General features: G+C 60.9%; 15 protein-coding genes and 1 pseudogene. 7 read left to right on the top strand and 9 right to left on the bottom strand.

The window, feature by feature from the left end; all coding sequences use genetic code 11:
• Positions 1-46: 46 nt before the first annotated feature.
• A complete protein-coding gene (locus tag ACUXVA_RS16010) occupies positions 47-1,300 on the bottom strand; it encodes a cytochrome P450 (RefSeq protein WP_445486971.1) in 1,254 nt (417 codons plus the stop codon).
• Between the two features lie 100 nt (positions 1,301-1,400).
• Positions 1,401-2,648: a helix-turn-helix domain-containing protein gene (locus ACUXVA_RS16005; RefSeq protein ID WP_445486969.1), complete on the bottom strand. Its 1,248-nt coding sequence runs from the start codon at positions 2,646-2,648 to the stop codon at positions 1,401-1,403.
• Here ACUXVA_RS16005 and ACUXVA_RS16000 point away from each other — a divergent pair.
• The 6 genes from ACUXVA_RS16000 (at position 2,568) to ACUXVA_RS15975 (ending at position 9,320) form a co-directional block, all read left to right on the top strand.
• Positions 2,568-3,707: a CaiB/BaiF CoA transferase family protein gene (locus ACUXVA_RS16000; RefSeq protein WP_445486967.1), complete on the top strand. Its 1,140-nt coding sequence runs from the start codon at positions 2,568-2,570 to the stop codon at positions 3,705-3,707. The two genes, ACUXVA_RS16005 and ACUXVA_RS16000, sit on opposite strands and share 81 nt — an antisense overlap.
• A 73-nt stretch (positions 3,708-3,780) precedes the next feature.
• Positions 3,781-5,016: an ABC transporter substrate-binding protein gene (locus ACUXVA_RS15995; RefSeq protein ID WP_445486965.1), complete on the top strand. Its 1,236-nt coding sequence runs from the start codon at positions 3,781-3,783 to the stop codon at positions 5,014-5,016.
• Positions 5,017-5,115: 99 nt separating this feature from the next.
• The gene (locus ACUXVA_RS15990; RefSeq protein ID WP_265079419.1) at positions 5,116-6,090 is read left to right on the top strand and encodes an NADPH:quinone oxidoreductase family protein; all 975 of its coding nucleotides are present in this window, start codon (positions 5,116-5,118) and stop codon (positions 6,088-6,090) included.
• 167 nt (positions 6,091-6,257) lie between these two features.
• The gene (locus tag ACUXVA_RS15985) at positions 6,258-7,418 is read left to right on the top strand and encodes an acyl-CoA dehydrogenase family protein (protein ID WP_445486962.1); all 1,161 of its coding nucleotides are present in this window, start codon (positions 6,258-6,260) and stop codon (positions 7,416-7,418) included.
• A gap of 106 nt (positions 7,419-7,524) precedes the next feature.
• A complete protein-coding gene (locus ACUXVA_RS15980) occupies positions 7,525-8,586 on the top strand; it encodes an acyl-CoA dehydrogenase family protein (protein WP_445486960.1) in 1,062 nt (353 codons plus the stop codon).
• Complete coding sequence (locus ACUXVA_RS15975) at positions 8,583-9,320, top strand: enoyl-CoA hydratase/isomerase family protein (protein WP_265079421.1); 738 nt, start codon at positions 8,583-8,585, stop codon at positions 9,318-9,320. Before ACUXVA_RS15980 ends, ACUXVA_RS15975 begins: the two co-directional genes overlap by 4 nt.
• Positions 9,321-9,784: 464 nt before the next feature.
• Here ACUXVA_RS15975 and ACUXVA_RS15970 read toward each other — a convergent pair.
• Positions 9,785-9,975 (bottom strand): annotated as a pseudogene (locus tag ACUXVA_RS15970) (IS3 family transposase); the annotation flags it as partial.
• Here ACUXVA_RS15970 and istB point away from each other — a divergent pair.
• Positions 9,964-10,692, top strand: a complete 729-nt coding sequence (gene istB, locus ACUXVA_RS15965; protein ID WP_445486957.1) for an IS21-like element helper ATPase IstB — start codon at positions 9,964-9,966, stop codon at positions 10,690-10,692. The pseudogene ACUXVA_RS15970 and the gene istB sit on opposite strands and share 12 nt — an antisense overlap.
• 203 nt (positions 10,693-10,895) lie before the next feature.
• Here the strand turns inward: istB and arsA are convergent, their stop codons facing one another.
• The 6 genes from arsA to ACUXVA_RS15935 all read right to left on the bottom strand — a co-directional run bounded on the left by arsA (position 10,896) and on the right by ACUXVA_RS15935 (position 14,508).
• Entirely contained in the window at positions 10,896-12,653 is a 1,758-nt protein-coding gene (gene arsA, locus ACUXVA_RS15960) for an arsenical pump-driving ATPase (protein ID WP_445486955.1), read from the bottom strand.
• 208 nt (positions 12,654-12,861) lie between these two features.
• Positions 12,862-13,062, bottom strand: coding sequence for a CsbD family protein (locus ACUXVA_RS15955; protein WP_265079423.1), 201 nt, complete (start codon positions 13,060-13,062; stop codon positions 12,862-12,864).
• A 409-nt stretch (positions 13,063-13,471) separates the two neighbouring features.
• Positions 13,472-13,786, bottom strand: coding sequence for an exopolysaccharide biosynthesis protein (locus ACUXVA_RS15950; protein WP_445486953.1), 315 nt, complete (start codon positions 13,784-13,786; stop codon positions 13,472-13,474).
• A 17-nt stretch (positions 13,787-13,803) separates the two neighbouring features.
• The gene (locus ACUXVA_RS15945; RefSeq protein ID WP_445486951.1) at positions 13,804-14,196 is read right to left on the bottom strand and encodes a cupin domain-containing protein; all 393 of its coding nucleotides are present in this window, start codon (positions 14,194-14,196) and stop codon (positions 13,804-13,806) included.
• Positions 14,141-14,296 carry a hypothetical protein gene (locus ACUXVA_RS15940; RefSeq protein ID WP_265079425.1) on the bottom strand — a complete coding sequence of 52 codons (156 nt, stop codon included), beginning with the start codon at positions 14,294-14,296 and terminating at the stop codon, positions 14,141-14,143. Before ACUXVA_RS15940 ends, ACUXVA_RS15945 begins: the two co-directional genes overlap by 56 nt.
• A 47-nt stretch (positions 14,297-14,343) precedes the next feature.
• Positions 14,344-14,508 (bottom strand): DUF3309 family protein, encoded by a 165-nt coding sequence (locus tag ACUXVA_RS15935; protein WP_445486949.1) that lies wholly within the window; start codon positions 14,506-14,508, stop codon positions 14,344-14,346.
• Positions 14,509-14,602 lie beyond the last annotated feature (94 nt).

Genomic DNA, 14,602 nt, shown 5'->3' with positions numbered 1-14,602 from the left:
TGCGGCAACGCACGGCTCCCCGACCATCCGGCACGCGATGGCGCGATCACTGCACCGGGCAGCTCTTCATACGGTACGTGATCGGCAGCCGTTTCGCGCCACTAACGAGATTGGCCTCAATCCACGCAGGCTCCCCCGCCAGTTCGATCGAGTCCACCCGAGCAACAATTTCCGTGAACAGCGCCTTCATCTCCATCCGCGCAAGGTTCAGGCCGAGGCACTGGTGCACGCCGTGGCCGAAAGCGATATGGCGGTTGGGCGTCCGATCGACCCGGAACGCGAAAGGATCGACGAAAACCTCCTCGTCGCGATTACCGGAGGGAAAGCACATCATGAGCGAATCGCCGGCGCGGATCTGCTTGCCCCGAAGTTGATAGTCCTGAGTCGCCGTGCGGAAGAAGTGCTTCACCGGCGAGGTCCAGCGCAACATCTCTTCGACTGCGGAATTCAGCAGCTCCGGCGACTCGCGCAGCCGACGGAACTCCGCCGGATGCGCGATCAACGCGTGCAATCCACCGGCCATTGCCGAACTTGTTGTATCATGGCCCGCGGTCGCAATCACCAGGTAGTACGAGAGGCTCTCGAAGACTCCGGCCGGATTGCCGCCGACCGACGCATTGGCGATTACCGAGGCGAGATCGTCCTTCGGGTTCCTGCGACGGTCCTCCGCGATAGCGCCGAAGTAAGCAAAGAACTCCTGAGCCGCGACTTGGCGGCCTTGGAAATTGTTGCTCCCTCCCGACAAATCCTTGTCCGACGAAGCAAGCAGAGCTTGCGTAAGCCTGAGCAGCTTGGCGTCGTCTTCGCGCGGAACGCCGAGGATCGTCATGATGATCCGCAGCGGGTACCAAAGCGCGACGTCGTTGACGAAATCGCACCGGCCACCGCGCTCGTCCATCAAAGCGACAAACTCTCCGGCGAGATTCTTGATCTCATGCTCGATCTTGCGCAGGTTCACCGGCATGAACCACGCCTGTGTGATGCCTCGGTAAGCACGATGGTCGGGCTCGTCCATGGTGATGAGCGTCCTGACTAATTTCGCGTTCCCCGCGCGGACTCGTCTTTCTTCCTCCTCGATCGGCACGAGGCTAGTACGCGGATCGTTGATGAATTTGTCGTTCTGCCGCTCGATTTCGAGGATGTCGCTGTGCTTCGCGATGGTCCAGAACGGCCGATAGCCGGCAGGTTCTGTCCATCGCACGGGGTCGCTTCGCCGCAGTTCGGCGAAGATTTCGTCGTACTTGTGGGGCGTTCCGTACGTGACAGGGTCTACGACCTGGTCATCGATCCGTTCGACCATCGTCTCCTCCAGATGTTATGATTATTTTGTAATTTCTTAACACCAAGACCAAAGTCAAACCTGCCGTTGAGTGCCAAGCACTTGACGTACGGTGCCAAGTTTAACTCGCAGGAGCATGCCCATCGGTGGGTGACGACGTCCATTGCCTGGGCGATTGGCCGTACCGCGCCCGGAACACCCGGCTGAAATGCGCGGGGTCGACGAAGCCGACGAGGTACGACACGTCGGCGATGCTCCGATGCCCCTTCGCGCGGTCTTTTAACAATCGCGCAGCTCGCGCGAGGCGGAGCTCCTGAACCAGACTCATGGGGGTCTGATCAATCTCGCGAACTAGCCGGTATAGGGAGCGGCGGGAGAGCCCGACAAATCGGCCGATTTCGTCAGGGCCGAGATCGGGATTACTCAACCGAACCTCAATGGCCTGTCTCACCTGCTCTATTTTCGCAGCGTTCGGGTTGAAGGTGCTCCGTTCGGCGGCGCTCGCAGGCAGACTTGCCTCCACAGCGTCCATAAACAGAACTTCCATCGAAGCCTGAACGCGCAGATTCGGCCAGTCGGCAGATCCCAACGCCTCGGAAATCATTGAGAGTGCAACCCGGCTCTCGGCCGACCTCGCCAGGCGGGTTCCGCCAAGCTGAGGGCGCGGCCAATGCTCGCAATATCGGTGACTAACGGTCACCCCGATCGTCCGACTTCCGTCCGGAATCAGAAATGAAGTCGGCACGGAAGCGTCAAAGATCGCCCATTCGCCTGCGCGGAGCTCCGTCGAACGATCAGACTGCTTCACGAATGCGCTTCCGAATCGCTGCAGCAAAATAAAGCAGCTTCCCGTCTCAATCGGATCGATCGAAAATCCGTACGTGTCATTGGCGGGGCCCAGTCCAGATGCGGCGACATAGTTGTCAACCAGCAGTGCATCGCCCAGTCGCTCAAGTCGTCCCCACACAGAGAACGAATGCGCCCGCCTCGTGTAGCGGCTTCTCGCGAAGTGCGGCTCGATAGCGGAGTGCCATTCCTCCGCCGACGTGAAGCGTCGGTGCACTGCAGAAATCGGCGACATGCCATTGTTGCCCTTCGGCTTCCATGCACATCCTATTAATGGTTGAACCTTTGCGTCAAGTGTGGTAGGTGACGACCAACCAAAGAACGATGCTGGCATTGCTAAGCGGGCAAGCGCCAGACGCCAGGGAGAAACGAAGTGACCGGTATATTCCAAGGTCTCAAAGTCATCGATGCGGCGACGTTCGTAGCCGGCCCTGCGGCAGCTGTGATTTTTGCGGATTTTGGCGCGGACGTTATCAAGATTGAGCCCGTCGCCCCAGGCGATCCGCAGCGGATGCTCGGACACCTGCCAAATCTCCCCAAGGCGGATCACAACTACGCATGGAGCATCGCCGCGCGCAGCAAGCGAGGAATGGCGTTGAACCTGAAGACGGAAAACGGCCGCGCGATTTTGACGCAGCTTGTCCGTACCACCGACGTGTTCATTACAAACCAGTCGCCTGCCTCGCGGGAGCGACTTGGGATCACCTACGAGCAGCTTTCGGCCCTAAACCCGCGGCTCGTCTACGCGGCGCTCACAGGCTACGGCGAGACCGGCCCGGACGCCGAGCGGCCCGGCTTCGACGCCAACGCGTTCTGGGCGCGCTCGGGTCTCGCCGACAACGTTCGCCCCGACGTCCGCAGTGCACCCGCCGCCCCGACCCTCGGCATGGGCGACCAGCCGACAGGAGTCGCGCTCTACGCCGCCATCGTCACGGCGTTGTTGCATCGCGAACGTAGCGGACGCGGCAGTTGCGTCACCAGTTCGCTCCTCGCCAACGGCGCCTGGGCCAACGCGGCTTCGATTCAAGCCGTGCTCTGTGGCGGCGAAATCCAATATCGCCTGCCTCGGACCGAAACGCGCAACGCGCTGACCTGCTTCTATCGATGTGCCGACGACCGCTGGTTCATGATCAGCCTGGTCCAGGAAGAGCGCGACTGGTCGCGGTTCTGCGAAGCAATGGGTGTGCCAGAGCTCGTCGACGACGTTCGTTTCGCGACGCTGCCGCCCCGGCGCAGTAACGCCTCCCAGCTTGTTGCCATACTTGACGACGTGTTCGCCAGGCGCGACAGCGCTGAATGGGAGCGCATCTTTCAGGCGGCAGATATTACTGCTTCCGTTGTCGCGCGCGCCGGCGATCTCGTCGAGGATGAGCAAATGACCCACGCAGGTGCGTTCGTAGCCGCCGACTGGATTCCGGGCCGCGGTATGACCATCGATAGTCCGTTCCGGATCTCAGGCGTGAGCAAGACAGCTCCGCGGCCCGCTCCCGAACTGGGACAGCATAGCCAGATGATCCTTGAAGAACTCGGATACTCCGCGGACGATATCGCCCGCCTCAAGGAAGTAGGCGCGGTTGGTTGAGCCAAAGGCCCCGGTTCATCCATCGCCTCAAATCCTTTTAAATCTCCCGCATTATTGAGCCAGAGGAAGATTCATGTCGAGGAAGCACCTGTCGCACGTTGTCGCTGGCGCCTTGGCTGCCGTTCTCATCGCGACCTCGGCGCCCGCCGCAGAAAAGAAATACGATCCCGGCGCGACTGATACCCAGATCAAGATCGGAAACATCGCGCCCTACAGCGGGCCGGCGTCGGCCTACGGCATTAGCGGCCGGACCGCGGCGGCGTACTTTCGCATGGTCAACGATGAGGGCGGTATCAACGGCCGGAAGATCGAATTCGTGAGCTACGACGATGGCTTCAGCCCTCCTAAAGCCGTGGAGCAAGTCCGCAAGCTGGTTGAAAGCGACGAGGTCCTGTTTATTTATCAGTCTGTCGGCACTCCTTCGAACGCGGCGATCCAGAAATTTCTAAATGCCCGCAAAGTGCCGCAGCTCTTTGTCGCCAGCAATGCGACCCGCTGGGGCAATCCGGAACGGTTTCCGTGGACGATCGGCTGGCAACCCAACTTTCAAAGCGAGGGACGCGCCTACGCCAAGTATATTTTGAAGAACTATCCGAGCAGCAAGATCGCCGTGCTCTGGCAGAACGACGATGGCGGAAAGGATCAGCTCAAGGGATTACGCGATGGCCTCGGCAGCAGAGCCTCGATGATTGTCGCCGACGCCTCATTCGAATTGTCCGAACCAACCATCGACGCTCACCTCGCCCGCCTGAAGAGCTCCGGCGCGGATATTTTCGTGGCCTGGAGCACGCCAAAGGCAAGCGCGCAGGCAATCCGCAAGCTCGCCGAGCTCGACTGGAAGCCAACCTTCTTTCTCGGGTCGATCTCCAGCTCTGTCGCAAGCGTGCTACGCCCGGCCGGTCTGGAGAATGCTAAAGGCATCATCTCAAACGCCTATTTGAAAGATCCTGCCGATCCGACGTGGAGGAATGATCCGGAAATTAGGAGCTGGAACGCCTTCATGGACAAGTATCTCCCGGATGGTGACAAGGCGGACCGGGTCACCGTTTACGGTTACGCCGTAGCGGCGACCCTGGTCGAGATCCTCAAGCGCTGCAACGACGATCTTACACGCGAGAACGTGATGCGGCAGGCAACGACGATAAAGGATCTCACCGTTCCGATGCTGCTCCCTGGCATCAAGATCAACACGTCCCCGACAGACTATTTCCCCGTCGAGCAGATGCAACTCATCCGCTTCGATGGCCAGCGCTGGCAGCCACTCGACGAGCTGGTCGATGCCGAGGTCGGAAGCAGCAACACCAACTGATCAAGCCAAGCTTTAATCCATCTATCCGTTGTGAGACCAAGTCAACGGATTCCAGGTCGGACATCGTGCGACGGCATGCGAGTTATAGAGGGAACCTCAATGAAAGCGGTCGTCGTCGAGAACTATACGGCCATAGATCAGATCGTGGTGAAGGAGGTCCCGATGCCCGATCTCTCCCCCGGTTTGGTGCGGGTGCGCGTACGCGCAGTCGGTATCGGCTTCGTCGATGGCCTAAAGGTGCAGGGCCTCTACCAGACCAAGGATCCGTTGCCGTTCATTCCAGGCACTGAATTCGCCGGTGAAGTAGAGGCGGCAGCAGACGGCGTTGCCGGCTACCCGCCCGGCACTCCGGTGATGGGAATGATGCGCTCCGGTGCGCTCGCCGAATACGTCTTGGTTCCGCCCGAGGCCCTGCACCGCCTGCCCGATGGCGTGTCGGCTGAAGCCGGCGCATCTTTCCGCGCGAACTATCTCACCGCGCACTATTCGCTCACCGAGCGAGCCTGTCTGCGGGCCGGGGAGCAATTGCTCGTGCTCGGCGCCGCCGGCGGCGTCGGAACGGCAGCCATCCAGCTCGGCAAGATTTTCGGCGCCCGCGTCATCGCCGCGGCTTCCACCGAAGACAAGCGGCACTTCGCCCTGGAGCTCGGAGCCGATGCGGTGGTCGACTACACGCGCGCGGATTGGCGCAACGAACTCAAGGACCTCACCGGCGGCCACGGATGCGATGTGATCGTCGATCCGGTTGGCGGTCCGGTCTCGCTCGAGGCGTTCAGATCTATCGCCTGGAACGGGCGCCACCTCGTGATCGGGTTCGCTTCCGGCAGCATTCCTGCGCTTCCTTTCAACCTGCCGCTGCTGAAGGGGGCTACGCTGATGGGCGTAGATCTCGCGCAGGTGTCGCGGCGCGAGCCGGAAGCGTATCTGCGCGTCACAAGCGACTTATTCCGGCTCCTGAGCGAACGACGCCTGCAGCCCGCCGTCGGACAGGTATTCGACCTCGTCGATTTCCGTGACGCCTTCAATACGCTCGCCTGCCGCCAGGCGCTGGGCAAGGTCGTGGTGAGAGTATAAGCATCGTCGCCGCATAAGTCGTTTCACCCTCAAGACGCGATCCAATTCGGACCGGAGGGGCGCGAGCCCTCCAGTCGCGCGGACAGATCCGGCACGCTGAGAGAATCAGCTTGAAACATCAATGGTTCAACCATACTGTTAGCTAACTGATGGATTGGACTCGCAACATGGAATTGAACCTGAGCCCCGACCAGCGCGCCTTCAGGGACGACGTGCGCGCCTTCATTGGCAGCCGGCTGCCGGCCGACATCCGCGAACGTCTGCGCGCCGGCAACTTCCCGCGCAAGCAGGATATCGTCACGTGGCAACGCATCCTCAACGAGCGCGGCTGGGCGGCGCCACATTGGCCAAAGCGCTACGGCGGAGCGGATCTTGGCCAAATGGAGCGGCTGATCCTGCTTGACGAGATCTACCGTGCTCCGGCACCTATCCCATCCGTGTTCAACGTCATCATGCTGGGTCCGGTGCTGCTGAAGTATGGCACGGAAGCTCAAAAAGAGTTCTTCCTTCCCAAGCTGCTCAACATGGATCTGTGGTTCTGTCAGGGTTTTTCTGAGCCTGGCGCCGGCTCGGACCTGGCTTCCCTGCGCACCAGCGCGCGGCGCGAGGGCGACGAATACGTCATCAATGGCCAGAAGATCTGGACCAGCAGTGCGCACTACGCCGACTGGATGTTCGCACTGGTGCGTACAGATCCGGAAGCGCGAAAGCAGCTGGGGATCTCGTTCCTGTTGATCGATATGAAGACGCGCGGCATTTCGGTCCGGCCCATCATCACGCTGGACGGAGACCATCATCTCAATGAGGTGTTCTTGGACGAGGTTCGGGTACCAGTCACCAATCTCGTCGGCGAGGAGAACAAGGGCTGGGATTGCGCGAAATTCTTGCTCGCCAACGAGCGCACAGGCATCGCCAACGTCGGCCTCTGCCGCGAACGGTTGGACTATGCGCGCGAACTCGCTTCTCATACCCTTCAAGCCGGCCGGCCACTCATTGAGGATGTGAAGCTGCACCGGGAGATCGCTGTCCTGGATGCCGAAATCCGCGCGCTTGAGATCACCAACGCCAGATTCCTGCTCACCGAAAGCGAGCAGCGTCGGCTGCCGCCCTTCGCCTCCGTTCTCAAACTCAAGGGCACCGAGATTCAGCAGGAAATCTACCAGTTGTTGACGCGGATCGCCGGCCCTGCCGGTTTGGAGCGCCGGACGCCGGCCGAACCGAGCTTGGCCGCGGTCAATGCGCGCTATTTCTACTCCCGCGCGGCCTCGGTCTATGGCGGCAGCAGCGAGATACAGAAGGACATCCTGGCGAAGACGGTCGTGGGTTGAATGAAAGAGGGCTGAAGGTGAATTTCGAGTTGAACGAACAACAGTCAGCATTAACTGACAGCCTGTCGCGGCTGCTCGTCGATCGCTACTCTTTCGAGCGGCGCTGGTGGCCGCTGGGCAATTGCACGATACTCAGACGTGGGCCAAACTCGGGGAAATGGGTGTGCTCGCGCTAACCTTGCCTCAGGCGCACGGCGGTTTCGATTGGGGCGCGCGCGATCTGCTGCCCGTCATGCAATCTCTGGGGCGTGCACTCGTGCTCGAACCGGTACTGGCAACCGGCGTCCTGGGAGCTACGGCCGTACGTCTGGCGGGCCGCGAAGATCAGCAAGCGAGGGTGTTGCCTCGCGTGGCAACCGGCGAGACCATCCTCGCCTGGGCCCATGATGAGCCGGCTGCGCGTCACGAGCCAGTGTGGATCGAAACGCGCGCCGAGCGCAAGAATGGCCGCTGGGTGCTGAGCGGCTTGAAGTCGCCCGTACTGGCGGCGGCGTTAGCCGGACGACTCGTCGTCAGCGCGCGAGTAGCGGGTAGCAGCAGCGAGAGTGAAGGCCTGGCGCTTTTCCTCGTGGATCCGAAGCAGGATGGCGTGAAACTGCGTAATTTCACACTCGTTGACGACAGCAGCGCCAGCGAGGTGACGCTGCTTGGCGCCGTAGCCGAGCCACTAGGCGACCCCTACGACGGCAGTCGTGCGCTCAGAGCGCTGAAAGCCACTCTCGCCGCCGGTATAGCCGGCGCCTGCGCGGATATGGCCGGCGGCGCGCAAGGTGCTTTCGAGCTCGCAATGGATTATCTGCGTGTGCGCAAGCAGTTTGGCCGCGCAATCGGCGAGAACCAGGCGCTTCGACATCGCGCAGCCGACATGCTCGTATGCCTCGAGATGACGTGTAGCATGGCTATGGCTGCCGCCTCTGCGGTAGACCAGCCGGATGGTGAGGAGGCCGCGCCGGACTTGCATCGCGCCAAGCTGTCGGTGGCGCGCAACGCGCGCGAGGTGATGCATGGCGCAGTCCAGATCCACGGTGGCATGGGGGTGACTGAGGAGTGCGCCGTGGGACACTACCTGCGGCGCCTCCAGGTGCTCGATCAACTGTTCGGGGATGCCGACGCGCACGCCGAGCACCTCGCGGCTGAACTTTACACATCTTGCCAAGGTGCGAAGTGAACTCCGCAAGCCCAGGCTCTCAGATTTTGCGTGAAACGCGCGGCCACGTCGCTACGATTACGCTCAACAGACCCGAGAAGCACAATGCAATCCTACCGGAGATGTTCGACCAGTTCGGCGCTCAACTGCAAGCGATAGCCGGCGAGGCGGACCATATCCATGTGGTGATCCTGCGCGGGGCCGGCCGCAGCTTCTGTGCGGGACTCGATCTCCACGACGTGGTCGGCGCGGTGGATCTGGCCTGGCTGCGCCAGGGGTCTCGCACCCTCGAGCTGTTCTCACGCCTTCCGCAGATCGTGATCGCGGCAGTACATGGCTACTGCTTCACGGGCGGGCTCGAACTTGCCCTGGCAGCCGATCTAATCGTTACCTGCGAGTCGGCGACCTTCGGCGACACTCACGCCCGGTTAGGGTTGGTCCCGATGTGGGGCGGATCCCAACGGCTGCCGCGCCGGGTCGGCACCAGCAAGGCGATTGAGCTGATGACGACCGGTCGCCGTATTGGCGGCCGCGAGGCCGAGCGCATCGGGCTGGCGAACCAGTGCCTACCCGACGTCGAATTCGAAGCCGGTATCGACCGATTGGTCGAAGAGATCCTGGCGAATTCGTTCCACGGCAACAGTTCGATCAAGCGGCTAGTGCACGAAACCGATGGCATGCGCCTGTCGGACGGCATCGCGCACGAGCAGTTCCGCTCGCCTGGCTCGCAGCGACGAGACCCATTTCAATCGTGAACGCATCGACCGGCGCTGACCACTCCGGTAGGGCAGAGGTCGCATTACCGAATTTGCGACATCGCTATTGCGCCGTGTAAAGCGGAGTGCACTGGGTTGGCAACGCCCCTTGCCGAATACGGCCGGTCTGCGGATGAAGGCCAAGCTACGGGACGATCGCACAGCGGCGACCAGCCCAACGAAACTTGGGCGATGGACGCCAGAAGCGGTCGGATGCGCTTCCCGACGATGATGAAATGGGTAGGGAAGCTTCACTCAAGAGGCGGGCATTCCAGATTTCATGCCTCGTTTCGGACGGTGTCCTTCAGGAGATTGCCAAGCAACTCATCGAGGCAATTCGGCCGACAGCCCCGCGATCTCGAATCGAAAGCGCTTCGAGCGAGCTCAAAACAGAGTTCCTGGCTGGAGTAAGGGCGGAGGAGTTGTGAACCGCCCGGTTTTTTTCGGAGGCCATTTGGTTTAGGTTAGGCAGTGATGGCCGGTTTTTTCCGCATAGCGTAGTAGCGCGGCTCGGCTTCGGCCGGCGGGATGTTGCCGATGGGTTCCAGGGCCGCCGGTTGTTGAATCAGTCCACCCGTTCGCGGGTAGCCAACTCAACGGCCTCGAAGCTTCGCCATGGTCCGCGCCAGTGCCGAACCGTCTGATGGAACGCACCCAACTGTTCGAGCTTATGGGCGAACTCAAGCTCTATGACATGAAGGCCTCCTACGACGAGATCATGGCCACGGCAATCAAGCGTCAGCACGAGCCCCAGCGCATCGTCGGCGATCTGCTCAGCGCCGAGATCAACGAGAAGCAGGCGCGCTCGATCAAATACCAGCTCACTATCGCAAAATTGCCGCTTGCCAAGGATCTCGACGGCTTCGAGTTCGACGGCACGCCGATCAACGAGACGCTCGTCCACGACCTCAGCGGCGGCGGCTTTATCGAACAGCAGCGCAATGTCGTGCTGATCGGCGGCACCGGGACCGGCAAGACGCGTCTGGCCATCGCCGTCGCGCGAAGCTGCATCCGCGCCGGTGCTCGCGGCCGGTTTTACAACGTCGTCGACCTCGTCAATCGGCTCGAGACCGAGACCCGCAACGGCAGGAAAGGGCAGATCGCGGAGCATCTCACCCGAATGGACTTCATAGTGCTCGACGAACTCGGCTACCTGCCATTTGCCCAGGCCGGCGGCCAGCTCCTGTTCCACCTCGTCAGCCGGCTCTACGAGCGCACCTCGATCGTCGTCACCACCAATCTGGCGTTCGGTGAATGGCCGAGCGTGTTCGGCGACGCCAAGATGACCACCGCGTTGCTCGACCGGCTGACCCATCACTGCGACATCGTCGAGACCGGCAACGACAGCTGGCGTTTCAAGAGCCGCGCCTGAAGCCCGCAAGCCGCTCGCTCGCTACAGCGCAATTGGATGGCTCGCTCGCTCGCGGCTTGCTCCGTCGTCCAATTAGGGGGCCCTTTTGGGCGCGCATCTGGGGGTCGATGTGGACGCCGATCAAGCGTCAGACCCCACGCCGCTCCCTGGCGAACGGCCGCCGCCAAAAGGCGGCCATGGGCAACCCAACGGTCCCTCAGCGTTCACGACAAAGTTTGAAGTTCGCCAACACCTATCGGAGGCTTAGTTCGCCAGCCGATCATGAAGGCTCGATTTGCCAGCCCGTTCTGAACGCGAGCGATCTGCGTCCGCTCTCTAACGAGACGCAATCGCAGCAACGGATCGTGAGTCCCCGAGGCGGCAAGGCATTTGTTGATGATCCAACCGAACGGCTCGATACCGGCCCGCCGCAGGTCCTCCTGAAGATCAGCGGCCTCGGAAACCGGCGTTGTCTCCGGCAGGGTTACCAAGATCACCCTCGTGTGGGTGGGATCCTGTAGCCGCATCAGCGGGGTAACAATACGACCCGCTCCGCTCGGTTCGAGCTGGCTCGTCATCTGGCGATGATAGGCACCGGTCGCGTCCAGCAGGAGCAGCGTGTGGCCGGTAGGAGCCGTGTCAAGCACCACGAATGCGCTTCGCGCTTCCGCCACAACATGCGAAAAGGCATGGAACACGGCGACTTCCTCGGTGCATGGCGAAGCAAGATCCTCGAGCAGCAACGCCCTGCCCTGCGCGTCGAGGTCACGGCCGCGGCTCGCCATGATCTTTGCGACATACCGCTCCGTCTCGACCCGGGGATCGATCCGGTCGACCGTCAGGTTCGGCATTGTGCCATCAACGACGAAAGCGACATGAGCGGCCGGATCCGTCGTGCTGAGGTGAACGGCATGACCCCGCTTGGCCAGTCCAACGGCAATGGCGGCGGCAACCGTCGTCTTTCCGACGCCGCCCTTGCCCATGACCATGATGAGCCCATGGGCGCCTTGCGCGATGTCGTCGACGAGCCGGTCAAGGCCCGGCAGGTCTACCGGCCCGGCAGTTTGTTCCCCGTTTGCGATCGGCGGCAGCGGATTGGAGGATGACAACAATGCCCTAAGCGCTGCAAGGCCGACCATGTCAAAACCGAGCAGCGGGATTTCGTCGCGTGGCAGTTTCGCCAGCGACGCCGGCATGTCGGCCAAGGCCTCGTCCTGATCCCGCTCAAGCGCAACTGCGACGGCATCGGTCGGGTCCGTGGCGTGGAAGCGTCCGTTCACGGCGACTATCTGGTTCGAGAGATCGAGCGCGTCGAGCTCGCCGGACGTTCTGGCCGCCTCGCGGATCGCACCCCGGTCGGCGCGCGTGACCAGGATGATGGTGGTCCGCCTGGCATCGCCCAGCGCCTGAAGCGCCTGGCGAAAGCGGTCCTCCTGCATCTGCAGACCTGAATGCGGACCGAGACAGGACGCACCACGGTCATTGCCCGCTAGAAAGCCCGTCCATGCCTTTGGCAGGCTAAGCAGTCGCAGCGTGTGGCCGGTCGGGGCGGTATCGAAAATGATGTGGTCGAATCCCGCCTCATCGCCGTCGAGAAGTCCAACGAACTCGTCGAAGGCGGCTATTTCGGTGGTGCAAGCGCCGGAGAGCTGCTCACGCACGGTCGATCGCTCGCCAGCGGTGGTCTCGGGACGAAGTTGCTCAAGCACACGGGTTCGATAACTCTCGGCAGCAGCTTCCGGGTCAATGTTCATTGCCGAAAGCCCGGCGACGCTCGGCACCGGGGTCGGGCTATCGCTCAGGGCAATCCCGAGCATCTCATCGAGGTTTGACGCAGGATCGGTGCTAACGAGCAAGACCCGCAATCCGCGGTCAGCGAGGGCGATGGCGGTAGCGCAAGCAAGCGAGGTCTTACCGACACCGCCCTTGCCGGTAAAAAACAAAAACGGCGTCGGGGCGTTCAGCGCGCGAAAGTGAAGCATCTATATCCATCTCAACGCCGATGCAGATACCACTCGTCAATTCGGGCTCATCGACCCCAGCGTGCCGGAAACCGGCTCGCCGAATTAGCTTATGGCGCCATCGACCTAAGACACCAATTGACGGTTTCGAATGCAAGAATCGTGAAGCGAAGGCGAGGCCGCTGAAGGGAAAATCGACTAAGCCGATGAGCGGCCTCGATCAACAACCTTACTTAAGGGAAGAGAACCAACTATCAATGTCCTTGCGAACCTGATCTTTTGCAAACCCATATCGCTGTTGAAGCCGGCCTTCAAGCTGCTCGCGTTTGCCGTTTATCGCGGTGAGATCATCGTCAGTTAGCTTGCCCCATTTTTCCTTCACTTTGCCTTGGAACTCTTTCCAGTTTCCTTCAACTCGGTTCCAGTCCATGGTGTATCTCCATATTCAGATTGAACACGCGCCCTCAATACGAGGCTTACCCACTAAGACCGATTGCGCTCATACGGTTCTTGACAGAGATCAATTAAAGTCCGCGGATCTGAGGACCAAACGACGCGATGAGCTACCAAGCCGGAGATCCATTTCCGCGCCGATAATCGTCTCCCAGACTGCGGCAGACTCGACCGCCAGAACGATGACACTGGACAACCCGTCCTCCTCGAATTAGGCCAGCGGGATAAGCGCGATCACGGGGGCGGGACGACGTTGCTCAGAGGAACAGCACGACGACGGTGCGGACGAGACACTTGGACGGCGTCGAGCGGAGCGGGCCAGCGCGGATAGACAAGCTTCCCGAGATAATCTCAGCACAACGCGGCGATCATGAGCGGCAGGCCGGCTACGATCGAGACACCGGTGCAATAGCGACCACAGCGAGCAGCAGCATGATTCGACCGAAGGAGCGCCCGTTCATGCGGCTCATTAGCCAGCCAAGGGTAACGTGATCCCGCGGCGCCTCGTCGTGCAGCCGCTGCAGCAAGACCGATGGGACAACAAACGCCTTGGCGCCGGAATCCGCGCCGGTTTCAACTTGGGCTTCCTCACCTCCTGCTCGGGCCGAGGCGCGCGTTCCCAGAATCGTCGCTCTCGGTCGGAACTGCGCGAGAATTGACCCTCGAGCGTCGGCCCGATTGTTGACCTGAACGTCGAGCATTATGCTGGAGACTTCTCCTATTCCGTCGTCTTACCATCGAAATGCTCGTTGTCCTTCTCGGCATCCGCGCGCGTGCGATGAACGACGCCGTCACGGTGGTTTGGCGGAGCATAGAGCGTGTAAAGCTTCAGTGGAGCTCCACTCGTATTGACGATGTTGTGCTTGGTTCCAGCAGGAACGAGCACAGCGAAGCCGGCGCTGATCGGACTGCGGACGCCATCGAGGACAGCTTCTCCAGATCCTTCCTCCACACGAAAAAACTGGTCCAGCTTGTGAACCTCCATACCAATCTCTTCAGCAGGATCTAGCGACATTACGACAAGCTGGCAGCTTTTTGCTGTATAGAGCACGCGCCTAAAATTTGCGTTCTTTGTCGCCAGCGCCTCGATATTTTGTACAAATCCCTTCATCACGAATCTCCTCATGAGCTAAAATGACCGTCTTGCCGCGTGCGCTGTTCAGCCGGGCAAAAGCGAAGTCGAATTCATAACTAGTTTCGAGCAGGCCCATCAGCCTGCTCGCTAACTCACAGTCCACCATGGCGATATCTTCGCGGTTTAAAGCTTGCCAAGCAAAAGCAATATCACCAGGATGACGATGACGAGTCCGAGTCCGCCGCCCCCATAATAGCCTGTACCATAAAAAGGGCCGCCGCCGATTCCACTGAAGCCGCCCAGCAGCGCGATCACCAGAATAATCAGAATGATGGTCCAAAGTGACATATCTGAATCTCCCTTATTCGGATCAGCCGCAATCGCCGATTGGCTACGACGTCGGAAGCTTCCGAAGCTTGGAAAGGGCTTGGATGCATCCCGC

Source organism: Rhodopseudomonas sp. RCAM05734 (genome assembly GCF_052658035.1).
Note: the sequence above shows the minus strand (reverse complement) of the source record. Positions and strands in the feature narration are given on the sequence as shown.